The organism is Ancylobacter defluvii (assembly GCF_018390605.1).
Taxonomy (GTDB): Bacteria; Pseudomonadota; Alphaproteobacteria; order Rhizobiales; family Xanthobacteraceae; genus Ancylobacter; species Ancylobacter defluvii.
Window position 1 is genome coordinate 1 of sequence record NZ_JAHBGD010000021.1, and the last position, 23,938, is coordinate 23,938.

Annotated in this window: 16 protein-coding genes and 1 tRNA gene; 6 read left to right on the forward strand and 11 right to left on the reverse strand. The window is 68.9% G+C overall.

The annotated features are described in order from the left end of the window. Nucleotides 1-577 precede the first annotated feature (577 nt). Nucleotides 578-2,170 (forward strand): pyruvate kinase, encoded by a 1,593-nt coding sequence (gene pyk, locus KHC24_RS15880; protein ID WP_213364304.1) that lies wholly within the window; start codon nt 578-580, stop codon nt 2,168-2,170. Nucleotides 2,171-2,257: 87 nt separating this feature from the next. On the opposite strand, the gene KHC24_RS15885 is transcribed toward pyk, so the two are convergent. The 3 genes from KHC24_RS15885 to KHC24_RS15895 all read right to left on the reverse strand — a co-directional run bounded on the left by KHC24_RS15885 (nt 2,258) and on the right by KHC24_RS15895 (nt 5,157). Next, nucleotides 2,258-3,166: a Hint domain-containing protein gene (locus KHC24_RS15885; protein WP_213364305.1), complete on the reverse strand. Its 909-nt coding sequence runs from the start codon at nt 3,164-3,166 to the stop codon at nt 2,258-2,260. Nucleotides 3,167-3,305: 139 nt separating this feature from the next. After that, nucleotides 3,306-4,082 carry a helix-turn-helix transcriptional regulator gene (locus tag KHC24_RS15890; protein ID WP_213364306.1) on the reverse strand — a complete coding sequence of 259 codons (777 nt, stop codon included), beginning with the start codon at nt 4,080-4,082 and terminating at the stop codon, nt 3,306-3,308. A gap of 193 nt (nt 4,083-4,275) precedes the next feature. Then, nucleotides 4,276-5,157 (reverse strand): aldo/keto reductase family oxidoreductase, encoded by an 882-nt coding sequence (locus tag KHC24_RS15895; protein ID WP_213364307.1) that lies wholly within the window; start codon nt 5,155-5,157, stop codon nt 4,276-4,278. A 96-nt stretch (nt 5,158-5,253) separates the two neighbouring features. On the opposite strand from KHC24_RS15895, the gene KHC24_RS15900 reads away from it, so the two are divergent. Beyond that, nucleotides 5,254-6,162 carry a LysR family transcriptional regulator gene (locus KHC24_RS15900; RefSeq protein WP_213364308.1) on the forward strand — a complete coding sequence of 303 codons (909 nt, stop codon included), beginning with the start codon at nt 5,254-5,256 and terminating at the stop codon, nt 6,160-6,162. Nucleotides 6,163-6,166: 4 nt separating this feature from the next. Here KHC24_RS15900 and KHC24_RS15905 read toward each other — a convergent pair whose 3' ends face one another. Together KHC24_RS15905 and bcsN are read right to left on the reverse strand one after the other, a co-directional pair. After that, nucleotides 6,167-7,789, reverse strand: a complete 1,623-nt coding sequence (locus tag KHC24_RS15905; protein ID WP_213364309.1) for an ABC-F family ATP-binding cassette domain-containing protein — start codon at nt 7,787-7,789, stop codon at nt 6,167-6,169. An 85-nt stretch (nt 7,790-7,874) separates the two neighbouring features. After that, nucleotides 7,875-9,008 carry a cellulose biosynthesis protein BcsN gene (bcsN, locus tag KHC24_RS15910; protein ID WP_213364310.1) on the reverse strand — a complete coding sequence of 378 codons (1,134 nt, stop codon included), beginning with the start codon at nt 9,006-9,008 and terminating at the stop codon, nt 7,875-7,877. Between the two features lie 249 nt (nt 9,009-9,257). Between bcsN and bcsA the strand changes: the two genes are divergently transcribed. The 4 genes from bcsA to KHC24_RS15930 are packed head-to-tail and all read left to right on the forward strand — an operon-like array spanning nt 9,258 to nt 17,444. Then, nucleotides 9,258-11,462 (forward strand): UDP-forming cellulose synthase catalytic subunit, encoded by a 2,205-nt coding sequence (gene bcsA, locus KHC24_RS15915; RefSeq protein ID WP_213364311.1) that lies wholly within the window; start codon nt 9,258-9,260, stop codon nt 11,460-11,462. A 2-nt stretch (nt 11,463-11,464) separates the two neighbouring features. Then, nucleotides 11,465-14,173, forward strand: coding sequence for a cellulose biosynthesis cyclic di-GMP-binding regulatory protein BcsB (locus KHC24_RS15920; protein WP_213364312.1), 2,709 nt, complete (start codon nt 11,465-11,467; stop codon nt 14,171-14,173). Beyond that, nucleotides 14,170-15,258, forward strand: a complete 1,089-nt coding sequence (locus KHC24_RS15925; RefSeq protein WP_213364313.1) for a family 8 glycosyl hydrolase — start codon at nt 14,170-14,172, stop codon at nt 15,256-15,258. The genes KHC24_RS15920 and KHC24_RS15925 overlap by 4 nt, the downstream gene beginning before the upstream one ends. Before the next feature lie 35 nt (nt 15,259-15,293). Then, nucleotides 15,294-17,444 carry a tetratricopeptide repeat protein gene (locus KHC24_RS15930; RefSeq protein WP_271180693.1) on the forward strand — a complete coding sequence of 717 codons (2,151 nt, stop codon included), beginning with the start codon at nt 15,294-15,296 and terminating at the stop codon, nt 17,442-17,444. A gap of 82 nt (nt 17,445-17,526) precedes the next feature. Here the strand turns inward: KHC24_RS15930 and KHC24_RS15935 are convergent. From KHC24_RS15935 to fdxH, 6 genes are all read right to left on the reverse strand, one after another. Then, nucleotides 17,527-17,622: transfer RNA gene (locus KHC24_RS15935), tRNA-Sec, on the reverse strand. Then, nucleotides 17,601-19,643, reverse strand: coding sequence for a selenocysteine-specific translation elongation factor (selB, locus tag KHC24_RS15940; RefSeq protein ID WP_213364315.1), 2,043 nt, complete (start codon nt 19,641-19,643; stop codon nt 17,601-17,603). Before selB ends, KHC24_RS15935 begins: the two co-directional genes overlap by 22 nt. Then, nucleotides 19,640-21,058, reverse strand: a complete 1,419-nt coding sequence (selA, locus tag KHC24_RS15945; protein WP_213364316.1) for an L-seryl-tRNA(Sec) selenium transferase — start codon at nt 21,056-21,058, stop codon at nt 19,640-19,642. Before selA ends, selB begins: the two co-directional genes overlap by 4 nt. Before the next feature lie 11 nt (nt 21,059-21,069). Then, nucleotides 21,070-21,984, reverse strand: coding sequence for a formate dehydrogenase accessory protein FdhE (gene fdhE, locus KHC24_RS15950; RefSeq protein ID WP_213364317.1), 915 nt, complete (start codon nt 21,982-21,984; stop codon nt 21,070-21,072). A gap of 238 nt (nt 21,985-22,222) precedes the next feature. Further along, nucleotides 22,223-22,951: a formate dehydrogenase subunit gamma gene (locus KHC24_RS15955; RefSeq protein ID WP_213364318.1), complete on the reverse strand. Its 729-nt coding sequence runs from the start codon at nt 22,949-22,951 to the stop codon at nt 22,223-22,225. After that, nucleotides 22,948-23,937: a formate dehydrogenase subunit beta gene (gene fdxH / locus KHC24_RS15960; RefSeq protein ID WP_213364319.1), complete on the reverse strand. Its 990-nt coding sequence runs from the start codon at nt 23,935-23,937 to the stop codon at nt 22,948-22,950. Before fdxH ends, KHC24_RS15955 begins: the two co-directional genes overlap by 4 nt. Nucleotide 23,938 lies beyond the last annotated feature (1 nt).

Here is a 23,938-nt window from a genome sequence, read left to right on the forward strand (position 1 = left end):
CCCAGGCCGGAAAGACGCTTCAACGTGTCAACCGATGCCGACACACGCGGCTCGTGGGTAGGCTCGGAAAATACCGCTATTCGCATGCGCCTTCCTCCCCGAAAGGTCGTTTGTTGGTCTTCTGCCGTCCGGCGCGGGACGACCCGCGGCACGGCCAGCAACGGCAAGGCGCGAAAGCCGGCCGATACGCGGTCGTTGGCGTCGACCGTCCGGCCCGGACCTTCGAAAGGTCCGCCACCCTCTCGCCGGCGCCGCACCCGGCTGCGACGCGACACCACACCCGGAGGCCGGTTCCGCATCGCCCGCGTCGCACGCCGCGCCTTTCGACGCGGATCGCAGGACGAGAGATGGCCTTGTATTGGTATACAGAATTACGAATACCAGCAAGGAGATTCCGTGGTTTCCCGTCGAGGAAATCGCCTGACGATAGGTCAATCCTACAGCACAGCTTCTACCGCGTCGCGCAAACGACACGTTGCACTGCAATATAAGCAAGACAAGACAGCTTCCGGCTTTTGGTACATATGAAGAGCCCCCGGCTTCTGGTGCCGGAACAAGTGTTTAAACGGAGGAATCCATGTACAGCAGGCGGGAACGCGCGACGAAGATCGTGGCGACCCTCGGCCCGGCCTCGTCGAGCGCGGAGAAGATCAAGGCCCTGTACGAGGCCGGTGTGGACGTGTTCCGGCTGAACTTCAGCCACGGAACCCAGGCCGATCACGGCCGCGTGCTCGGCATCGTCCGCGATCTCGAGCGCGAGGTGAAGCGGCCGATCGGCGTGCTCGCCGACCTGCAGGGGCCCAAGCTCCGCGTCGGCCGGTTCCAGGACAACGCCATCACCCTCGTCGCCGGCACCTCGATCCGCTTCGACACCGACCCGACGCCGGGCGACGACAAGCGGGTGCCGATCCCGCATCCGGAAATCATCGAGGCGCTGCATGTCGGCTCCACCGTGCTGCTCGACGACGGCAAGGTGCGGGTGAAGGTGGTGCACAAGGGTGCCGGCTTCATCGAGGCCGAGGTGATCGCCGGCAGCCGGCTCTCCAACAATAAGGGCTTCAACGTCCCCGACGTGCTGCTGCCGGTGTCGCCGCTGACCGAGAAGGACCGTGCCGACCTGTTCTTCGCCCTCGACCTCGGCGTCGAATGGATCGCGCTGTCCTTCGTGCAGCGGCCGGAGGACGTGATCGAGGCGCGCGAACTGATCCAGGACCGCGCCCGCATCAACCTCAAGCTGGAGAAGCCGGCGGCGATCGAGCACCTCACCCGCCTCACCGAGCTCTCGGACAGCATCATGGTGGCGCGCGGCGACCTCGGCGTCGAGCTGTCGCTGCCGGAGATTCCGGCACTGCAGAAGAGCATCATCCGCGAATCCCGCCGCTTCGGCCGCCCGGTGATCGTCGCCACCCAGATGCTGGAATCGATGATCAACGCCCCGGTGCCGACCCGCGCCGAGGTCTCCGACGTCGCCACCGCGGTCTATGACGGCGCCGACGCGGTAATGCTCTCGGCCGAAAGCGCCGCCGGCCAGTACCCGGTCGAGGCGGTGGCGATGATGGACCAGATCATCAAGCACGTCGAACGCGACCCCGGCTATCGCAAGATCATCGATTCGCAGCGGCCGGAGGAAGGCACCAGCGTCGCCGACGCGGTGACGCAGGCCGCCTACAACGCCGCCAACGCGGTCGATGCCGCCGCCATCGTCACCTACACGCTGTCGGGCACCACCACGCTGCACGCCGCCCGCGAGCGCCCGCGCATCCCGGTGCTCGGCATCGCCTCCAAGCTCTCCACCGCCCGCCAGCTGGTGCTGAGCTACGGCGTGCATGTGGTCCATGCGCCGGAGGAGATCCACACCTTCGCCGAGATGGCCACCAAGGCGACGCAGATCGCCATCGACTATGGCTTCGCCGGCGAGGGCGATCGCATCGCCATCACCGCCGGCGTGCCGTTCGCCACGCCGGGCACCACCAACGTGCTGCGCCTCGTCACCATCGACAAGGGCATGGTGGACCGCAAGCCGGGCAGTCCGCAGCCGGCCCCGCGCCCGCGCGCCAAGGGGCTGGAGACCGGCGGCGCCGCCGGCGCGGCGTCCGCGGCGACCCGCAAGAGCGCCGAGCTCAAGCCGGGACCGCGCAAGCCGGCCGCCGGTCGTCCGGCGGCTCGGTAGGCCGGGCGGACATGTCGCCGGCCCCGTGATTGGCAAGGCCCGCCGCTGCAAAGCGGCGGGCCTTTTCATCTGAGGCGGCAGGCGCGCTCAGGCCGCCGCGGCGAGGACGGTCGCTTCGACGGCCTCGCCACGCATCTCGGCCCGCGCGGCGAGGCGGGCGCGGATCGCCGACGGCAGCTGGCGCGCGGACTTCACCCGCGGCCGGTCGATCTCGCCGAGCGCCGCCGGCCGCATGCCGTAAAGCGCCTCGTATTCCGCATAATTGTCGAAGCGGCGGCGGCTGACATTGTCGACGAAGGTTTCCGCCGGCGCGCCCTCGGCGCGAATGAGCGCGTGGTCTTCCAGCTCGATGTGGAAATAGGTGAAGCGCGCCTCGGGCGTCTCGATACGGACGATCGTCGTGCCATTGACCAGCGCGCTGGACTGCACCAGCAGGCCATCGAGCATCAGCGCATGGTCGGGAGAGACGTAGAGGTCGCGGGCGGGCACGTTTTCATCCAGCGCGCCGGCGGCGATGCGGATGGGATAGGAGGTCAGCGGATCGGCAAACATGGCCATGACGCTTTGCCGGCCGATCCATCGCACCGGCCGCGTCTCGCCGGAGGCGGTGAGCACGAGGTCACCGATGGCGAGGGACTCGACCGGCCGCTCGCCGCCCGGCGTCGCGATCCGCGTGCCTTCGAGGAAGCAGACGACGAAGGCAGCCGTGGTGTTGACTTCGACCGGGCTGAGCGGGTTGGGACCGGTGGCAAAATAATAATAGATACCGAACCTTACGGCGACCCAGCCGTCCGCAGCCGTGCCGACCAGCTGATAATAATTGTCGGTGGAGCTGTAGACGCCGTTATTGTAGCGCATGACGGCGACAGTGCTGCCGATGGTGTAGCTGCCATCCGCCACCACATAGGTCGCGCCGCCCGGCGACGATCCGCCATCGGGGGTGAAGACCCCCGCACTGTAAGTGCCGCCGAATAGCCGGCTTTCAAATCCCGCCACGTTTCCCCCTGTGCCGCCCGGCACCTGACAAATGGAGGAGGCTCACAGGCGAGGCTCAGCTCCGTCAGGAAGGATAGCGGAGGTAAAATCGTCGCTCATGTCCTCTAGATAGAGGATGCGGCGGAGCCGGACGGCAGCGTCACCCGCCCCGCTTCAGCCACAGGCTCATCAGCTCGGCGCGGCTGCGCACGCCGAACTTGCGGAAGATGCGGGTGACATGCTGGTGCGTCGTCGACGGGGCGGTATCGATCTGGCGGGCGATCCCCTTTTCCGACGCCTTGGTGAGCAGCAATTGCAGCACCCGGCGTTCGGTCGGCGTCAGCGGCGAGGACGCCAGCAGCAAGCCGCTGCCCAGCATCAGATGGCGGTGGAACCATTTGATGCCGCGCAACGCATAGGCGAGCTGGGCGATCTCGGCGTCGGTGAAGCTCTGCGCGGAATAGAAGCCGAAATGCGATTCGCAGTCCCGGTTGAGCGGGAAGGCGACGAAGACGGCATCCTGCGTGCCCACCGAGCCGTAATGACGATGGAAGAACGGCGTGTCGAACCATGCCGGCGGCAGTCCCCGGCGGAGGGAATAGGTTCTGAAACTGCCGACCTCCTTGAGCGGCAACAGGAAGGAGGGGTCGATCTCCCGCCGGTCCCAGACCTTCAGGATTTCCTTGAAATGCCCCTCGTCCGGATGCGGCGCGACCGGCCGCAGCGCCTGCACCGCCCCGACGCGCCAGCCCTGCAACGGATCGTCGCCCACGCCGGCATCGACACGGATCGCCCCGGCCCAGGTGGCGTTCCACGCCTGCGCCATCCCGGCGAGGGCCGCCAGCAGATGCGACGTCGCCTGCATCCACTGGCCGGCCTCGACATCCGACAGCTCGTCCCACAGGCGATGAATGCTTTCCTGATCTTCGGGACTCATGGCACCTGGCAGCGGACGCGGGAAAGACGGCCATATTCATCGGGATACCGCCCGACCGCAATCGCTGGCCGCGCCGATTTTCCCGCCCGCAACGCGACGCTCCGCCGCTTATCGGAGGCGTCGGCGCAACAGGCGCCGGCCTGATCCCTGCAAGGCGCGCAGCGTCTGATCCCCGCCGCGCGCCGCGGGTACCTCAGTGCTCGCCGCCCGTCGGCGCGGCGATGCCATCGAGCACCGCCCGCTCCTGCGCCGGAAGCGCCAGGGCGGCGGCCGCGAGATTCTCCCGCAGATGCGTCACCGAGGAGGTGCCGGGGATCAGCAGGATGTTCGGCGCCCGGTGCAGCAGCCACGCCAGCGCCACCTGCATCGGCGTGGCGTCGAGCCGGGCCGCGACCTCCGACAGCGCCGAGGATTGCAGCGGCGAGAAGCCGCCGAGCGGGAAGAACGGCACATAGGCAATGCCCACCGCCGCCAACTCGTCGATCAGCTGGTCGTCGGCGCGATGCGCGAGATTGTAGTAGTTCTGCACGCAGACCACCGGCGCAATGGTCCGCGCCTGCGCGATCTGCCGCGCGGTGACGTTGCTGAGGCCGAGATGCCGGATCAGCCCCTGCTGCTGCAGCGCGGCCAGCGCCGAAAAGGACTCCTCGATCGACGCCTCGGCCGGCGCGTGCAGGCCGCCGACGCGCAGATTGACCACGTCCAGCGCCTCGACGCCGAGATTGCGCAGATTGTCGTGCACGCCCTGCACGAGATCGGCCGGCTTGAGCGCCGGTATCCACGACGCGTCGCCGCCGCGCACCGCGCCGAGCTTGGTGACGAGGGTGAGGTCGCCCGGATAGGGATGCAGCGCCTCGCGGATGAGCTGGTTGGTGACGTGCGGGCCATAGAAATCGCTGGTGTCGATATGGTTCACGCCTTGCGCCACCGCCTCGCGCAGCACGGCCAGCGCCGCGGCGCGGTCCTTCGGCGGACCGAAGACGCCGGGGCCGGCGAGTTGCATCGCCCCATAGCCCATGCGGTTCACCCGGCGGTCACCGAGAAGATAGGTGGATATGATGTCGGTCCCGGTCATGACGGTCTCTCCCGATTGCGGTCCCGATGATATGGACCTGCCGGCCTCATCCGATAATCTGCCGCAATCGACACAACCCGTACGACTGAGCGTACAATGGCCCGCGACCTCGACGACCTCTCGATCTTCGTTGCCGTGGTGCGCGCCGGCGGCTTCCGCGACGCGGCTCGAGCCGGAAGCGCCTCGGCGTCGAGCCTGAGCGATGCCATGCGACGGCTGGAGACGCGGCTCGGCGTCCGCCTGCTTCACCGCAACACCCGCAGCGTCACCCCGACCGAGGCCGGACGACGGCTGTTCGACCGGCTGGCACCGGCGCTGATCGAGGTCGAGGCCTCGCTCGACGAGGTAAACGCCTTTCGCGACCGCCCGGCCGGAACGCTGAAGCTCAATGTGCCGGCCAATGTCGCGCGCGGCGTGCTGCCGTCCATCGTCACGCCCTTCCTCAAGGCCTATCCCGACATCAGGCTGGAAGTGACGGTCGAGGACGGCTTCATCGACGTGGTGGCGCGCGGGTTCGATGCCGGCATCCGCTACGATGAGCGGCTGGCGCAGGACATGATCGCGCTGCCGATCGGTCCGCGCGTGCAGCGGATGATCACCGCCGCCGCGCCAGCCTATCTCAATGCGCGCGGGCGGCCATCCCATCCACTCGACCTGCTCGCCCATGCCTGCCTGCGCGGAAGGTTTGCCGGCGGCGCGGCGCCGCACTGGGAGTTCGAGCGCGACGGGGAGACGGTGCAACTCGACCCGCCCGGCCCGCTATCGGCCCAGCCGGGCCTCGCCATTGAGCTGGTCGTCGATGCCGCCGTGGCCGGGCTCGGCATCGTCTATCTGTTCGAGGACTGGCTGGCCCCGCATCTGGCGAGCGGGGCGCTGGAGCCGATCCTGCAGCCATGGTCGCCGAGCTTTCCCGGTCCATTCCTGTATTATCCCGGCCGGCGACATCTGCCGGCGCCGCTGCGGGCCTTCGTCGACTTCGTCCGGAAGGCCGGCACGTGGGACTGAACCCTCACCCTCGCAGGCCCGGTGCCTCCTGGCCGGTGCGGGCGACATATTCGGTGTAGCCGCCGCCATATTGATGCACGCCGTCCGGCGTCAGCTCCAGCACACGGTTCGACAGCGCCGCCAGGAAGTGGCGGTCATGCGAGACGAACAGCATCGTGCCCTCATAGGAGGCGAGCGCGGCGATCAGCATCTCCTTGGTGGCGATGTCGAGATGGTTGGTCGGCTCGTCGAGCACCAGGAAGTTCGGCGGGTCGTAGAGCATCTTCGCCATGACGAGCCGCGCCTTCTCGCCGCCCGACAGCACCCGGCACTTCTTCTCGACGTCGTCGCCGGAAAAGCCGAAGCAGCCGGCGAGCGAGCGCAATGAGCCTTGCGCCGCCTGCGGGAAGGCATCCTCCAGCGCCTCGAACACCGTGCGCTCGCCCTCCAGCAGTTCCATGGCGTGCTGGGCGAAATAGCCGAGCTTGACGCTGCCGCCGACATTCACCGTGCCGGCATCGGGCTCGGCGGTGCCGGTGATCAGCTTGAGCAGCGTCGACTTGCCGGCGCCGTTCACCCCCATCACGCACCAGCGTTCGCGGCGGCGGATGGAAAAATCGAGCCCCTCATAGATGCTCTTCGAGCCGTAGCTCTTATGGACGCTCTTGAGGCTGGCGACGTCCTCACCCGAGCGCGGCGCCGGGGCGAACTCGAACGCCACCGTCTGGCGCCGGCGCGGCGGCTCGACGCGCTCGATCTTGTCGAGCTTCTTCACCCGGCTCTGCACCTGCGCCGCATGCGAGGCGCGCGCCTTGAAGCGCTCGATGAAGGCGATCTCCTTGGCCAGCATCGCCTGCTGGCGCTCGAACTGCGCCTGCTGCTGCTTGTCGGCCAAGGCCCGCTGCTGGGCGTAGAACTCGTAGTCGCCGGAATAGGAGGTGAGCGAGCCGGCGTCGATCTCGACGATCTTGTTGACGATCCGGTTCATGAAGGCCCGGTCGTGCGAGGTCATCATCAGGGCGCCGTCATAGCCCTTGAGGAAGCTCTCCAGCCAGATCAGGCTCTCGATGTCGAGATGGTTCGACGGCTCGTCGAGCAGCATCACATCCGGGCGCATCAACAGGATGCGGGCGAGCGCGACGCGCATCTTCCAGCCGCCCGACAGCGCGCCGACGTCGCCGGCGATCATCTCCTGCGAGAAGCCGAGCCCGGCCAGCACCTCGGCGGCGCGGCCCTCCAGCGAATAGCCGTCGAGATCCTGGAAGCGGGCCTGCACCTCGCCATAGCGCTCGATGATGGCGTCCATCTCGTCCATGCGATCGGGATCGCCCATGGCGGCTTCGAGCGCGGCGAGCTCGGCGGCAATCACGCTCACCGGCCCGGCGCCGTCCATCACCTCGGCGAGCACCGAGCGGCCGGAGGCCTCGCCGACATCCTGGCTGAAATAGCCGATGGTGATGCCGCGATCGACGGAGACCTGACCTTCGTCGGGCGCCTCTTCGCCGGTGATCAGCCGGAACAGCGTGGTCTTGCCGGCGCCGTTGGGGCCGACAAGGCCGATCTTCTCGCCCTTGAGCAGGGTGGCCGAAGCCTCGATGAAGACGATCTGCCGGCCGTTCTGCTTGCCGATGGCGTCGAGGCGTATCATGGAAATCCGCGCGTGATGAATGTTTGGCGCGGGTTTAAGCCATCATGTACGGCGGTGGAAGGGCCGGCGGGGCGCCGCGCCGCGTTTACTGGCCGGCGCCGGGCGCCGGATAGGCGGGAGCGCCCGGCAGCACCTGGCGGACCGCGCCGCCGGAGGCGCTGCCGGCGGACGGCATCGGCGCCGGCGCATAGCCCTGCGACGGTGCCGCGCTGCCGGCGGCGGAAGGCAGCGGCGGCTGGGTGCCGGAAGACGGGCTCGCCGCGCCGCCCTGCGCCGGGCGCGCCGGTACCGGACCCGAACGGGCCGACGTATCCGGGCTCGGCACCACCGGATAGCCGGCCGCCGGGGTGTAGCCGTCGGTGGTGGGATCGGCATAGCCGGGCTCGACCACCGGCTCGGGCGACTCCACCCGGCTGCCATAGCGGCGAGGTGCCGGACGCGCCGGCGCCGCCGCCGGCTCCGGTCCCATCCAGCCGTCCAATACCGTGCCGTCGCCCTTCACGCCCGAAGGATAGGCGAGCGGGCCGCCTATGCGGCCTATGCCTTCCGGCTCGCCCATCGGCCGGCCATAGGGCTGCCAGCCGCGCGGCAGGAAATAGCCGTTGATCGAATAGCGATACATCACACGCAGCAGGTCCTGCTCGGTGGCGCCCTTCTGGCACAGCCGCAACCGTACCGACAGCACGCCGCGATCACGCGCGATGAAACGATAGACCGGCGTCCGCGACTGGATGCGCTGCCAGGCATACATGCAGATCTCACCCGCGCCGCCGCGGCCCATCGCGTAGTTGAACGGGCCGTACCGGTTCTGCACGAAATAGTTGGAGGTGTGCATCGCCACGCCGGGCAGCCGCTCCTCCATCTCCGTCTCCAGCGCCTCCTCGTTGAGGAAGTCGTCGCTGCGGGAATAGCTGCCGGCGCGCACATGCTCGACCGGGCCGAAGAAGGTGACGTAGAAGGCGTTCTGGCCGCGCGCGGAGGAATTCGTCTCCAGGGCGATTTCCTGCACGATGGCGTTGGAATACGCCGTCTGCAGCACGGCGAGCACCCGCGGCGCCGCCCCGGGCTCGGGCAGCACCAGCGCCTGGCTGGTATCGACCTCGACGGTCTGTCCCGCCACGCGCACGCCGCGCTCGAAATAGGACGGATAAGGTGACGCGCAGGCTCCCAGCAGAAGCGCGAGGGAGGCAGCCATCGCCCCGAGGGCAGCGCGGTTCATGGTCCGTCCGTTCATGAGGCCTTCATGGGCTGGAGACGCCGTCCACGCGACCGCTTACGGGCGCATCCCAGGAACACCACGCTGGAAGCCGCCGAATCACCTGATACGCTGACTTTAACTCGTGAGGGGATTCGGTGGAATCGACCAGCGGGTTCCCGAGGCAAGCGGATAGACTTCCTCAACTTCTGAACGTTAAGACAGCATGTCCATCGCCCTGCGGCACGGGGTTTCAGCGAGGCACGAGAGACGATGCGTAGGGCCTTGATCGCCGTCCTCTGGATGCTCGCGTCAGTGGTGATCGTATTTCTGATCACCTTGCCGATCAGCCTGCAGGCGCATCTGATCGCCGGTTCGATCGTGGTTCTCGCCATGATCCTTTTGAAGACCTTCGGCCCGCCCACCGGGGTGTTCCGCGTGATCGCGCTGGCGCTCGGCACCGCCATCGTGCTGCGCTACGTCTATTGGCGCACCACCTCGACGCTGCCGCCGATCAACCAGATCGAGGACTTCATTCCCGGCTTCATGCTCTACATCGCCGAGATGTACAGCGTGTTCATGCTGTTCCTCAGCCTGTTCGTGGTCTCCTCGCCGGTGCCGCCGCGCCCGACGCCGCCGCTTCCCGCCAACGTGCCCACAGTCGACGTCTTCATCCCGACCTATAATGAGGACATGGCGCTGCTCGCCAACACCGTGGCGGCGGCCAAGGGGATGGACTACCCGGCGGACAAGCTGACGGTCTGGCTGCTCGACGACGGCGGCACCGACCAGAAGTGCAACCAGGACAACGCCGCCAAGGCGCTGGAGGCACAGCAGCGCCGGCGCGAGCTGAGCGCGCTCTGCGAGGGCCTCGGCGCCCGTTACCTCACCCGCGCGCGCAACGAGCACGCCAAGGCCGGCAACATGAATAACGGCCTCGAACACTCCACCGGCGACCTCGTCGTGGTGTTCGATGCCGACCACGCCCCCGCCCGGACCTTCCTGAAGGAGACGGTGGGCCACTTCGCCCAGGACGAGAACCTGTTCCTCGTCCAGACCCCACACTTCTTCATTAATCCCGACCCGCTCGAGCGCAACCTCGACACCTTCGACGTGATGCCCTCCGAGAACGAGATGTTCTACGGCATCATCCAGCGCGGCCTCGACAAATGGGACGCCTCGTTCTTCTGCGGCTCGGCGGCGGTGCTGCGCCGCGCGGCGCTGAAGGAGACCAACGGTTTCTCCGGCGTCACCATCACCGAGGATTGCGAGACCGCGCTCGGGCTGCACTCGCGCGGCTGGCGCTCGATCTATGTCGAGAAGCCGCTGATCGCCGGCCTGCAGCCGGAAAGCTTCGCCAGCTTCATCGGCCAGCGCTCGCGCTGGGCGCAGGGGATGATGCAGATCCTCATCTTCCACGTACCGTTCTTCAAGCGCGGCCTCAGCCTGCCGCAGCGGCTCTGCTACATGTCGAGCATGCTGTTCTGGCTGTTCCCCTACCCACGGCTGATGTTCCTCGTTTCGCCGCTGTTCTACCTGTTCTTCTCGCTGGAGGTATTCAACGCCTCCGGCGCCGAGTTCCTCGCCTATACCTCCACCTACATGCTCGTGAACCTCTTGATGCAGAACTACCTCTATGGCCGCTACCGCTGGCCGTGGATCTCCGAGCTCTACGAATACATCCAGTCGATCTACCTGCTGCCGGCCATCCTCTCGGTGATCGCCAACCCGCGCAAGCCGACCTTCAACGTCACCTCGAAGGGCGAGAACATCCATGAGGGCCATGTCTCGGAGATCGGCCGGCCGTTCTTCATCATCTTCGCGGTGCTGGTGGCGGCCCTCATCGTCTCGATCTACCGGGCGCTGACCGAGCCGTTCAACGCCGACGTCATCATCGTGGTCGGCGGCTGGAACGTGCTCAACCTCTTGATCGCCGGCTGCGCGCTCGGCGTGGTGTCGGAGCGGCGCAACCGCCGCCGCACCCACCGCGTCAACCTGCAGCGCCGCTGCGAGATCATCATCGACGCCATCACCTATGCGGCGATGGTGGAGGACGGCTCCACCGGCGGCGCCCGCATCCGCCTCGCCGAGGGGGTGAAGGGGCCGGACTTCGAGCGCGGGCAGCAGGCGCAGCTGCGCTTCACGCCGCATGCCGATATCGGCCCGGACGTGCTGCCGCTCTCCATCCGCAACATCGAGCACGACAAGGACGGCGTGGTGTTCGGCTGCCAGTTCGAGCCGCAGACGCCGACGCATTACCGCCTCGTCGCCGACCTGATCTTCGCCAATGCCGACGAATGGCGGAAATTCCAGGAATCGCGCCGGAAAAATCCCGGCGTGCTGCTCGGCACGCTGCGCTTCATCCGGCAGGCGCTCTACCATACCGGCCGCGGCCTCTCCTATCTCGTGCACCTGCAAAGGCTCTGGCGGGAACGCCGCCGGAACCCGCTCTTCGCCGCCGCCAAGCGGGAGTCGTGACCATGCGTCCCCGCCGTTCCCTCCGCGTCGTGGCCGGGGCGCCGATCCTCACCACTCTGCTCGGCACCGCGCTGCTCGGCATGCTGGCCGCTGGTCCGGCCGCCGCCCAGCCATCGCCCGGCAGCGGCGCCGGACAGGGCACCGGCCTGTTCCAGATGACGCCGCCGCTCGGCGGCGCCGGGCGCGCGCCAGGCGCCGCCTCGCCGCCGGTTTCCGTGCCGATGATCGCACCGGGTGCGGGCGCGCCCGGCACCCCCTCCGCCGTGGCCCAGCCCCGGCCCCCGGCCGCCGCGCAGGCGCCTTTCTCGCCCACTCCCGCCGCGCCGGCGCCCGCTCCGCAAGCTCCTGCCGCCCAGCCTCCGGCGCCGGCCGTCGGCGGCGCCCCGCCGGCAGCCGCCCCGTTCCAGATGATTCCCGGCCAGCCGGCCGCCCCCGCCGCGACGGCGGCGGCGCGCCAGCCCGCGGCGCCGCTGCGGCCGGACCGCTACATCATCCCGCAGCAGCGGATGGTGTTCGCCGGCGAGGTCGCCTCCCGCGCCTTCGTGATCTACGCCACGCAGGAGGAGGCGGCGCGCCAGGCCACCTTCCTGCTGAGCTATCTCAACGCCGTGGTGGTGATGCCGGAGAGCTCGCGCATCCGCGTCACCATCAACGGCCAGGCCGTCGTCGAAACGCCGATCTCCTCCTCGCAGGAACCATCGCGGATCGCCGCGCCGATACCGCGCGGCACGCTGCGCGCCGGCGCCAACCTCATCCGCATCGAGGTGACGCAGCGCCACCGTACCGACTGCGCGGTCACCGCCAGCTACGAGCTGTGGACCGAGATCAACAATGAGGGCACCGGCATCGCCTATGCCGGCGGACGGCCGAAGATCCTCGGCGGCCTCGACGATCTCGCCGCCATCGGCTTCGACGCACGGGGCACCACCAATATCCGCATCATCACCCCCGGCTCGGTCGAGAGCAGTTCGCCGCGGGTGCTGCGCGCCGTCCAGGGCCTCGCCCTGCGCGGCCTGTTCCCCAATCCGGCGGTGACCATCGCCGACGGTGCCGCCGGCCCGGCCCCTGCCGGCACGCTCAACCTGGTGATCGGCGCGGCGGCCGAGCTGCCGCGGCTGATGGCCAACCCGATGGCGGAGGCGCGCCAGCGCCCGGTCGCCAACCTGGTCGAGGACAGCCGGCTGGGCGCGCCGACGCTGGTGCTCTCCGGCCCGACGGCCGCCGATGTCGACCGCGCCATCGACCGGCTCAACGACTTCGTGCTCAACCAGAGCGATGCCATCCAGACCGCGACCAGCTTCGCGCCCAATGCGCCGCTGTTCAACGGCGCCCGCACGCTACGGCTCGCCGAGCTCGGCGTGACGACGCAGGAATTCTCCGGCCGGCGCCTGCGCGTCGAGTTCCAGATCGCCCTGCCGGCGGATTTCTTCGCCGAGTTCTACGGCAACGCCACCCTGCTGCTCGACGTCGCCTTCACCGCCGCGGTGCGGCCGGGCAGCCATGTCGACGTCTATGTGAACCAGCAGATCGCCTCCAACCTGCCGATCACCACCCGCGGCGGCGGGCTGATGCAGCATCAGCCCATGCAGGTCCCGCTGCGCAATTTCCGGCCCGGCATCAACCATCTGTGGCTGGAAGTGGTGCTCGATACCGAATCCGATGCCCGCTGCCTGCCCGGCGCGACGCTGCCGGGCGACAGCCGATTCGTGCTGTTCGATTCCACCGAGTTCTCGATGGCGAATTTCGCGCGCATCGGCACCGTGCCCAATCTCGCCGCCTTCACCGCCGATGGCTTCCCCTACGGCCTCGGCGGCACCCCGACGGCCGTGGTGCTGGCCCGGCAGAATGCGGCGACGCTGGGGACTGCGGCGACGCTGCTGGCCCGGCTGGCGCGCTCGCATGGCCGGCCGCTGCCGCTCGACGTCTCCCCGGCCGCGGCGACGCTCGGCGAGCGCAACGCCCTGTTCATCGGCGACATCGACCACATTCCGGCAAGCGTGCTCGACCAGGTCGGCATCTCCGAATCCACCCGCTCCAACTGGGTGGTCTCGGCCGGCGACGACGCCGCTGCCGGCACGGAAAACGCCGACAATTACGACGGCGTGCTGGAGCGCTTTCGCGCCCGCCAGAACGCCAGCGCCGGCAGCGCCGCGACGGCGGCCGGCGCCACCGACGATGCCAACACGCCCCAGGTCTATGAACGCTGGCGCCATGCGGTGCAGAACACCGGCGCACTGCGCGCCCTCGCCGACAGCTTCGAGGGATGGCTGAAGCGCACCTTCTCCATCAGCTTCGAATCGCTGCGGATCAACCAGGGACAGCGCGCGCTCTACGAGCCGCCGCCGCGCACCTCGGTGCTGATGGCGCAGGGCAACAGCCCCAACGAGGCGGCGGTGTGGACCCTGGTGACCGGCCGCACCTCCGAGACGCTGGCGGGCGGCATGACGCGGCTGGTCGCCGACAGCGCCTGGAACCACATCGGCGGCCAAGCGGTCGCCCTGCAATCCGCCTCCGGCGAGGTCGAGCGGCACGAGGTGAACAGCCACCGCTTCATCGTCACCACGCCGCTCAGCATCGCCAATATCCGCATGATCAGCGCCAACTGGCTGTCGACCAACATCGTGCCCTACGCGCTGATGCTGATGATCGTGTCGCTGGTGCTCGGCATCACCACCTTCCTGATGCTGCGCCGGCTGGGGCGGCCTTCATGAGGCGGGCGCTCCTCGCCCGCCTCGGGGCCAGCCTCATTGCCTTCGCCACCCTTCTCGCCCTCGGGGCCGGCGGCGCCACGCCGCTGAAGGCGCAGACCATGGCCAATACGGTGCCGATCGAGGCGTGGAACGCCTATATGCAACACTTCGTCGCCGAGAACGGGCGGGTGGTCGACACCGCCAATGGCGACATCAGCCACAGCGAGGGCCAGGGCTACGGCATGCTGCTGGCCTTCCTCGCCGGCGACCGCAGCAATTTCGAGCGCATCTGGAGCTTCACCCGCACCGAGCTGATGATCCGCGACGACGGGCTGGCGGCCTGGCGCTGGGACCCCAACGCCACCCCGCATGTCACCGACGTCAATGCCGCCAGCGACGGCGATATATTAATCGCCTACGCCCTCGCCCGCGCCGGCATCAGCTGGAGCAACCCGGCCTATACCGACGCCGCCCGCAAGATCGCCCGCGCGCTCGGCGCCAAGCTGGTGGTGAAGTCGGGCGACCGGCTGGTGCTGCTGCCGGGTGTCCAGGGCTTCTCGGTCGAGGACCGCAAGGACGGGCCGATCCTCAATCTATCCTATTGGATCTTTGAGGCTTTCCCTTTGTTCGTCCAGCTGGCGCCGGAAACCGACTGGGCCAGGCTCGGTGTCAGCGGCCTCGAACTCCTCTCCATCGCCCGGCTCGGGCCGGCGCAGCTGCCGCCGGATTGGATCGCCGCCCCGGCGCGCGGGCCGGTAACCGTCGCCGATGGCTTCCCACCCGTGTTTGGTTACAATTCGTTAAGGATATTTCTTTACCTGTTGAGGGCAGGAATCGAGGATTCGCAGATACTGGAGAGCTTCCGGCGCAGCTGGCTGGCCGAAAATGGCGGAGTTCCCGCCATCGTCGACATCCCTACCGGCCGGGTGGTGAACCAGTTGACCGAGCCGGGCTATCGCATGCTGGGCGCCCTGCTCGCCTGCGCACTGGACCGAACCGCGATTCCACAGGACCTTCGGCGGTTCGAGCCAACGCTCTACTACCCGTCGACCCTGTTTCTGCTGAGTTGGGCCGTGCTGGTGGAGAAATATCCGCGATGTCTCTGAAGCGAGCGGCTCTGCTGTTGCTCTTGGGGGGGGCCGTGATCCCCGCCATCGCCCAGCAGATCGAGCTCCCGGTCGGCAACGCCCCGGCCGCCGACAGGACGCCGCCGGCCGACGGCGCCGCTCGCCCCAGCATCGACGAGAGCGCACTGCGCTATTTCGCCTCCCAGGGCGACACCCGCCGCCTCGAAGCCGAGATCGCCCGCCTGCGCGCGCTTTATCCCGACTGGTCGCCGCCTGCCGACCTGTTCGGTCCGCAGTCCGATCCCGATCTCGAGCGCATGTGGAAGCTCTATGCCGAGGGCAAGCTCTCCGACGTGCGCAGCGCCATCGCCGCCCGCCAGGCCAGCGATCCCTCCTGGCAGCCGCCGGCCGAGCTCCTCGCCCGCCTCGACGAGAGCGAGAACCGCCGCCGGCTGATCAACGCCTCCGACGCCCAGCAATGGAGCACGGTGCTGCGCATGGCGACGGAGACGCCGGGCCTGCTCACCTGCTCCAATGTCGACATTCTCTGGCGGGTCGGCGAGGCGTTCGCCAAGACCAACCAGATGCAGCGGTCGCTCGACGCCTACACCTACCTGCTGACCAACTGCAACGACGCTGCCGAGCGCCTCGCCACCATCCAGAAGGCGCTGCCGCTGCTCGACGACGAGCAGGTGAAGCAGCTGCTGGCGCTGGAACGCAAGGACGCCCAGGGCCAGCCGGAATTCACCTCGATCCGCGACGAGCTGATCCGCCGGCGCGTCGGACGCGCGGCGGAAAACCCGGAATTCGTCGCCTCCAGCGACGACATCGCCCGCCTGGAAACCCTCGCCCGCGCCGGCAATACGCCGGGCGACCCGCTGCTGCTCGGCTGGTACCTGTTCCGCCACGACGAAGCCTCGCGCGCGCTCGACTGGTTCAAGCTGGCGCTCGACCGCCAGGGCGGCGCCAAGGCGGCGGAGGGCTATGTGCTGGCGCTGAACTCGCTCGGACGGGCGCTGGAGGGCGAGCCGATCGCCTTCCAATGGCGCGACGCCGCGCCGGAGAACGGAAAGGCCTATCTCGACGTCGTCATCAGCCTGCTCACCGCCGCGCCGCCACCGGTGCTCTCCGAAACGGTGCTGACCCGCTTCAGCCCGGTGGTGATGCGCGACAAATACGTGCCCGGCGCGCAGGCGCTCGGCTGGTACGCCTACAATACCGGGCAGCTGGTGGTGGCGCAGGCCTGGTTCCAGACCGCGCTGTCCTGGGATCCCAATGACGAGCCCTCTTCCTACGGCCTCGCCCTCACCTATTGGCGGCTGAACGACGCCGCGCGGCTCAACGCGCTGGTGCAGAGCTGGCGCGGCCGCTCCGAGCGCATCGTCGCGCTGGTCGATGCGAATCTCCGCGCCCAGCTCGAAGCCCGCAATCTGCAGGGCCAGATCAACCGCACCACCAATCCGCTGGTCGCTGCTGCGCTGCGCGTCACCCCGCCGCCGGCCAATGCCGGGGCGCCGGGCACCGGCCTCGCCTACACCGCCGGGCAGCCGCCGACCGGCTTCCAGCCGGTCCCGACGCAGCAATTCCAGCCGGTCCCGGCGCAGCTTGCCCCGGCGCAGACGGCGCAGGCCGCCCCTGTCCGGCGCGCCTATGCGCAACCGGCCACCTATCGGCAACCCGCCCCGGCCGCGGCGAACCGGCCCCGCTCCGCCTCCGGCGACACCGCCCGTGGCAGCGGCGGCGGTGCCGCCGCGCTCTCCCGCGGCTGGCGGCTGATGGAGCTCAACCGGCCGATCGAGGCGGTCACCGCCTTCGACGAGGCGATCCGCACCGGCAGCGGCCGGATCGCCGAAGAGGCCGCTTACGGCAAGTCGCTGGCCTATATGCGCAAGGGCATGACCAACCAGGCGCAGGTGGCCGCCATCGAGGCGCCGCAGTCGCCGCGCCGCGCCATGCAGCTGACCGCCGACCTGCTCGCCCAGCGCGCTTACGAGTTCTACAAGGACCAGCGCTATGTCGAGGCGATCATTTCGCTCGACGAGCGCGCCCGCATCTCGCCGGAACAGCAGGACCTGATGATGATGCGCGGCTGGAGCTACTTCAACATCCGCGACTACCAGTCCGCCGAGCGCATCTTCCGGGCGCTGGCGGCGCAGGGCAACACCGACGCCATGAACGGCGTCTCCGAAATCGAGTTCGCCCGCCGGCTGTACAAGCGGGAGTAGCCGCTCCGGCACGGCCCGAAACCCGAAAGGCGTGCCTCCGGCAGGAGCGCGCCTTTTTCTTTTGCAAACACGGAGCGAGGAATGGCGGAAGAGAGTGGGAGTCGAACCCACCAAGGACCGGCGAGCGGCCCCTTCTGGTTTTGAAGACCAGCTACCTCACCGGAGATAACTCTCTTCCCCATTGGCCTCCCGGGCGGAGGCCGAAACATCTGCCCCGCCGCCACCCTGGACGGCAAGAAGCGCGGCGGGCGGCTCGTCGACGGCACCGAACAGATCGAGCCGGTGCCGGTTGATCCGGCGCAGATCGCCGCGCCGGAGCGTCACCCCGTGGCGGTCGAAGAACTCCAGGATCTGGATCGCCACCTTGCGGCCGACCGCATGCTCGCCATGCTCGATGCGGTCGCGAAAGGCGGCGGCGCTGAACTCCCCGTCCGAGGCCAAGGTTCTGGCATGGCCGACCATAACCGATACCACCGGGCGGAGGAAGAAGTGGTCATGCGCCACCTCGTCGACTTTCCCCAGCCGCGACAGCAGCTTGAACAGCCGGCGGATATCGGCCTCCGGCTCGCCGAGCCGGCCGGCAATGTCGCGCACCCGCGGCGGCCGGAAGCGCTCGGGACCGGCGAGCATCGGCGCGATCGCCTCCCACAACAGTTCGTCGCCACGGGTGAGCCGCACCTCATGGCCGGCGAGCCGGGCCCAGCCGCCCTCGACCGCCAGCATGCCCTCCGCCGCGAGACGGGCGAGCGCGACCAGAAAGGCCGGCTTGGGCAGCCGTACGCCGAGCTCCATACGCAGCTTCTCGACGCCGATGCCGGCAAGGTCGGGATTGGCGGCGTGGTAGGCGGCGAGCGCTGTCCCGATCTCTTCGCCCAGCGCCGTCCAGCGCGCGGCGGAGAGGGCGAGCGTCGTGCCCCCGACGGCGAGCGTCGCCAGCTTCAGCTCGGCCGCCAGCGCCGCCGGGGCATCGGCGGCGAGCGCGCGGTCGCGGGCGAAGGCATCGAGATCGAGATAATAAGGCGGCAACTCGACGAGACGAGCGAGCGCGGTGGCGGGATCGGCCACGCCACCGGCCGCGAGCAGGGCGAGCCGTTCCGGCGTGCGCCGCTTGCGGGCGGGCGCGCGCAGATCGATGAAGCGGCCGCCGCCGATGGTGCGCTGGGCCGAGGTGTCGCGCAGCACAAAGCGGTCGCGCACCGCCGCCGCAATGGGGCGCTCCAGCACCAGTTGCACCAGCCCATACGAGCCCGGTGCCAGCGCCTCGGTCTCGAGCGGCACCACGCGGGCGCCGACCTCCACCGCGCCGTGATGCAGCCGCGCCGGAAACCAGGTGCCGAGCGGCTTCGGCTCCGAGCCGAGGACGCGGAGCGAGGCATCCATGCGGTCGGTCGGCGAGAGCAGCGAGGGATCAAGCACCACGTCGCCGCGCGCAATTGCCTGTGCGGTGATGCTGTCACCAGCGAGGTTGAGCGCGCAGCGGTCGCCGGTGACGCCGCGCGCGGCCGGGCGGTTCTGCGCATGGATGGAGCGCACCCGTGCCGGCAGGCCGGTGGGACTTACCGTGACCCGATCCCCCACCGCTACCACGCCGGACACCACGGTACCCGTCACCACGGTGCCGGCGCCGGACAGCGCGAAGGAGCGATCGACCGACAGGCGGAAGCGCGCGCCAAAGTCCGCGTGCTGTCTCTCCGCCGAAAAGCTCGCCGCCGCCGCGACGAGGGCGGCGCGCAGTTCGGCGATGCCCTCGCCGGTCTGGGCCGAGACCGCCAGCACCGGCGCGCCATCGAGCGCAGTGCCCTTGAGCACCTCGGCGATCTCGACCGACACCGCCGCGCGGCGGGCATCGTCGGCGAGGTCGGCCTTGGTCAGCGCCACCAGCCCGCGGGAGACGCCGAGCAGATCGAGGATGGCGAGATGCTCGCGGGTCTGCAGCATCACCCCGTCATCGGCGGCAACCACCAGCAGCGCGAAATCGATGCCGCTGGCCCCGGCCAGCATGGTGTGGATGAAGCGCTCATGGCCGGGCACGTCGATGAAGCCGAGAATGCCGGCCTCGCTCGGCAGATAGGCGAAGCCGAGATCGATGGAGATGCCGCGCGCCTTCTCCTCCTTCAGCCGGTCGGTATCGACGCCGGTGAGCGCGCCGATCAGCGCGGTCTTGCCATGGTCGATATGGCCGGCGGTGCCGATGATCATGCCGGCAACGGGGCGAGCGGCAGCCCGGCGAGGCTGTCGAGCAGGCCGCGGGGGTCTTCAAGGCAGCGCAGGTCGAGCAGCAGCGCGCCCTCGGCAATGCGGCCGACCACCGGCCGCTCCAGCCGGCGCAGCGCGCTCGCCAGCGCCGCCAGCGCCCGGCCGGAACCGTCGACGGGGCGCAGGGCGAGGCCGGCGCTCGGCAATGTCTCCTGCGGCAGCGCGCCGGAGCCGATCTGGCTGGCGCAGTCCACCACCGCCACGGCATAGCCGTCCCCCAGCAGGGCGGCGACCGGCATGGCCAGCGCCTCGGCCAGCGTGCGGATCTCCTCCATCGGGCGCGCCAGCAGGCGCAGCGTCGGCAGGCGGTCCTTCAGCGTGTCGGGATCGCGGTAGAGCTTGAGCGTCGCTTCCAGCGCCGCGAGGCGGATCTTGTCGACCCGCAGCGCCCGCTTCATCGGGTTGCGGTTGAGCGCGGCGATCAGATCGGCACGGCCGACGATGAAGCCGGTCTGCGGCCCGCCGAGCAGCTTGTCGCCGGAGAAGGTGACGATGTCGGCGCCTTCCGCCACGCAGTCGCGCACCGTGGGCTCGCGGCCGATGCCGAGGCGGGCGAGATCGGCCAGGGTGCCGGAGCCGAGATCGTTCACCAGCGGCACGCCATGGGCGCGGGCGATGGCGGACAGCTCGCGCGCGCCGACTTCCTTGGTGAAGCCCTCGATGCGGTAATTCGAGGTGTGCACCTTGAGGATCAGCCCGGTATCGGCGTCGAGGGCACCGAGATAGTCTTTGGCATGGGTGCGGTTGGTGGTGCCGACCTCGACGAGGCGGACGCCGGCGCGGGCCATGATGTCCGGCATGCGGAAGGCGCCGCCGATCTCGATCAGTTCGCCGCGCGATACGATGGCGCCCTTGCCCGCCCCGAGCGTGTTCAGCACCAGCAGCACCGCGGCGGCGTTGTTGTTGACGACGGTGGCGTCCTCCGCGCCGGTCAGCTCGATGAGCATGTCGCGGACATGGTCGTCGCGCTCGCCGCGCGTGCCGGTGCCGAGATCGTATTCGAGCGCCACTGCCGAGCGCATGGCGGCGCTCGCCGCCTCCACCGCCGCCTCCGCCAGCACGGCGCGGCCGAGATTGGTGTGCAGCACCGTGCCGGTGAGATTGAACACCGGGCGCAGCGAGGCGCGGGAGCCGAGCTCCAGCTGCTCGGCCGCCGCCAGCGCCACATGGTCGGGTGTGGGCATCGCGGCGAGCTGGCCGGCGAGCACGCAGGCACGCACCTCCTCGATCGCGGCGCGGATCGCGACAGTGAGCGGGGCGCGGCCGAAGCGCTCGGCGGCTTCGAGCGCGGCCTCTGATTTCAGCACCTGGTCGACCGAGGGCAGATCGCGCAGGGACGGGCGGGCTTCCGCATCCATGAGGGCCTCCGTCAGTAGCCGATCAGGAACGGGTTGTAGGCGGCGCGGCGATAGGGCCCCTCGCGCATCATCATGTCGAGCGGCAGCGAGCCGATATCGTCGGCCAGCGCCTCCATCGACGGGTCCTTGTGCTGGTGCAGCACCTTCACATAGGTGCGGCACTCGTCGCAGGTCTCGGCCTTCACCGTGCCGGGACCGCCCTCGACCTCCTGATAGCCGATGCCCTTGGTGGAGCCGCAGGACACGCATTTGATGCGCACATAGTTCCACAGCGTGCCGCACAGCTCGCAGGCGCAGAAGCGGTTGCCATGGGCGGTCGGCCATTCGACGACCAGCGAAGCGACCGGCGGGCCGCCGCAGGCCGGGCATATCGCGGTCTCGCCGACCGGCTTCAGCGCCTTGGCATCGAGGGTGGCGGCGAGCCGGGCCGCGAGCACCTCCAGCCCGGCGGCGAGAAAGGCGTGCTCGGCAAGCGCCTCCATGGGAATGGCATGGGCGAGCACATTGCCGGCGATCTCGGCGCGCGCGCCGGCATCGGCCTGCCGCAGACGGGACAGCGCCGCGGCGGCCGGCTCCGGCATCGGCCGCCTGGCCACCGCGTCGAACAGCGCGTCAAGTGTCGGCATGAAGGCGGGATCGTCGGCCAGCGTCGAACGGTCGAGCGGCGGCATGCCGAACTCGCTCGCCCGCGCCACCTGCTCGGCCGGGATCGGCGCCGGTGCCGGCGCCAGCGCCACCGTCTCGGCCTGGGCATCGACGATGCCGGCGACGAAATCGAGATAGGGCCTGGCCGGGCTCACCGCCGCATAGGCCCGCAGCCGCCGGGCGCGAACGGGAAACAGAGAGGACGGATCGGGAACCACCGCGAAGGGCGGCGTCGAGACGGCGCCGATGACGGTGGGATCGGGCTGGATATCGGTGGACATATTGCTCCTCACGAACCGCACGGGCCACGTGGACAGGCTGGACCCGGACCAGGACCGGGCGACGCAAACCGGACGCATCGATCACACTGCGTGGAACACGCACATATAACGCATGCACCCGCGAAACAGCTTCACGGGGTTTCCAAAACGCCCGCCGGCGCCAGAGAACCTCGCCTCCGGCGCCGGCGGGCCGTTTCGATCAGGCGCCGGCGGCTCGGTGTGCCGCCGGCCGCTCAATTCACTCCGCCGGCGTGCCGGTACCGCTTTTGGCCGGCTTGTGGACCAGCTCGCGCAGCCATTTGCGGTGATGCCGCCACGCCCAGCCGCCGGTGACGTTGCCGCGCGTCATGGCGCTGAAGGTGCCCTTCACCCAGATCGCCGCATAGACATGGACGATCCACACGCAGATGGCGAAGATCGCCGTCGCCGAATGCACGAGGATGGCGATGCGCTTCTGCTCGATAGTGGTGAAGGGGTAGAAATACTGGTCCCACATCACGATGCCGGAGGTGATCAGCACCAGGATGAGGGCCGACATCGACCAGAACACGAATTTCTGGCCGGCATTGTACTTGCCGACTTCCGGCATCTTCTCTTCGCGCCCGGCCAGCAGGTCGCTCGAATGCGCCAGCCATTCCGCATCGACACGCTTCGGCAGGTTGGCGCGCCAGAACCGCACGAACAAGAGGGCGAAGGAGCAGAACAGCACCACGCCGATCCAGGGATGCAGGATGCGCGTCATCTGGCCGCCGCCGAACAGGCCGGTCAGGAAGAACAGTTTCGGCGTGAACAAGGCGAGACCGGACAGCGCCAACAGCACCAGGCTTACGGCGGTGATCCAGTGATTGATGCGCGCACCGACGGTGTAGCGGTCGACCGTCACCGGGTGACCGGGATGCACCGCATCGCCCGACTGGACGTCGTCGGCAGGCTCCGGAACCGGAGCCTTCGGGTCGTGAACCGTCATGACCGCCTCCCCTCCAGCGGCGCCGGGCCAGCCGGTGGCGGAACAGTGGCACCGCCGGCAAGCCTCTCGGCGTTCTCCTCATCTTCCTCGGTCACCTTGTTGGGGCCGGCGACGAGGTAATGAAGTACGCCGGCCGCCGCCGCGACACCCATCAGGGCCATGCCCATATATTTGGTGATGCCCTTCCAGGTTTCCACGATCGGCGAGATGCGCGGATTGTCCGGCAGGCCGGCATAGATCGACGGCTGGTCGGCGTGGTGCAGCACATACATCACATGGGTGCCGCCCACGCCCTGCGGGTCGTAGAGCCCGGCATTCTCGAAGCCGCGGGACTTCAGGTCCTTGATGCGGAAATCTGCCCAGCCCTTCATCTCCTCCTTGGTGCCGAAGACGATGGCCTGGGTCGGGCACGCCTTCTGGCAGGCCGGGCCCTGGCCGACCGCGACGCGATCCGAGCACAGCGTGCACTTATAGGCGGTGTGGTCGACCTTGGAGATGCGCGGGATGTTGAACGGGCACCCCTTGATGCAGTAGCCGCAGCCGATGCAGTTCTCGTGCTGGAAATCGACGATGCCGTTCGAATACTGCACGATGGCGCCGGGCGACGGGCAGGCCTTGAGGCAGCCCGGATCCTCGCAATGCATGCAGCCATCCTTGCGGATGAGCCATTCGAGATTCTCGGTCTCGGGGTTCACCCACTCGGTGAAGCGCATCAGCGTGAAGGTGTTCTCGGTCAGGTCCATGGGGTTGTCGTAGACCCCGTGGTTGATGCCGATCTCCTCGGTCAGATGGTTCCACTCGAGGCACGCGGCCTGGCAGGCCTTGCAGCCGATGCACTTGGTCACGTCGATCAGCTTGGCGACCTCGGTGAGCCGCGTCGCCGGCGGCTCGATGGTGGAGGCCGAACGCCGGATCAGGTCCTTCTCGCCGAAGCGCGGCGCGGCCGCGGCCGGGTCGACGGACGGGTTGGGAATTGGTGGGAACATC

Coding starts and splice junctions, on each gene's coding strand:
- pyk (WP_213364304.1), top strand. CDS start 578: ATGTACAGCAGGCGGGAACGCGCGACGAAGATCGTGGCGACCCTCGGC.
- KHC24_RS15890 (WP_213364306.1), bottom strand. CDS start 4,082: ATGAGTCCCGAAGATCAGGAAAGCATTCATCGCCTGTGGGACGAGCTG.
- KHC24_RS15895 (WP_213364307.1), bottom strand. CDS start 5,157: ATGACCGGGACCGACATCATATCCACCTATCTTCTCGGTGACCGCCGG.
- KHC24_RS15900 (WP_213364308.1), top strand. CDS start 5,254: ATGGCCCGCGACCTCGACGACCTCTCGATCTTCGTTGCCGTGGTGCGC.
- KHC24_RS15905 (WP_213364309.1), bottom strand. CDS start 7,789: ATGATACGCCTCGACGCCATCGGCAAGCAGAACGGCCGGCAGATCGTC.
- bcsN (WP_213364310.1), bottom strand. CDS start 9,008: ATGAACCGCGCTGCCCTCGGGGCGATGGCTGCCTCCCTCGCGCTTCTG.
- bcsA (WP_213364311.1), top strand. CDS start 9,258: ATGCGTAGGGCCTTGATCGCCGTCCTCTGGATGCTCGCGTCAGTGGTG.
- KHC24_RS15920 (WP_213364312.1), top strand. CDS start 11,465: ATGCGTCCCCGCCGTTCCCTCCGCGTCGTGGCCGGGGCGCCGATCCTC.
- KHC24_RS15925 (WP_213364313.1), top strand. CDS start 14,170: ATGAGGCGGGCGCTCCTCGCCCGCCTCGGGGCCAGCCTCATTGCCTTC.
- selB (WP_213364315.1), bottom strand. CDS start 19,643: ATGATCATCGGCACCGCCGGCCATATCGACCATGGCAAGACCGCGCTG.
- selA (WP_213364316.1), bottom strand. CDS start 21,058: ATGGATGCGGAAGCCCGCCCGTCCCTGCGCGATCTGCCCTCGGTCGAC.
- fdhE (WP_213364317.1), bottom strand. CDS start 21,984: ATGTCCACCGATATCCAGCCCGATCCCACCGTCATCGGCGCCGTCTCG.
- KHC24_RS15955 (WP_213364318.1), bottom strand. CDS start 22,951: ATGACGGTTCACGACCCGAAGGCTCCGGTTCCGGAGCCTGCCGACGAC.
- fdxH (WP_213364319.1), bottom strand. CDS start 23,937: ATGTTCCCACCAATTCCCAACCCGTCCGTCGACCCGGCCGCGGCCGCG.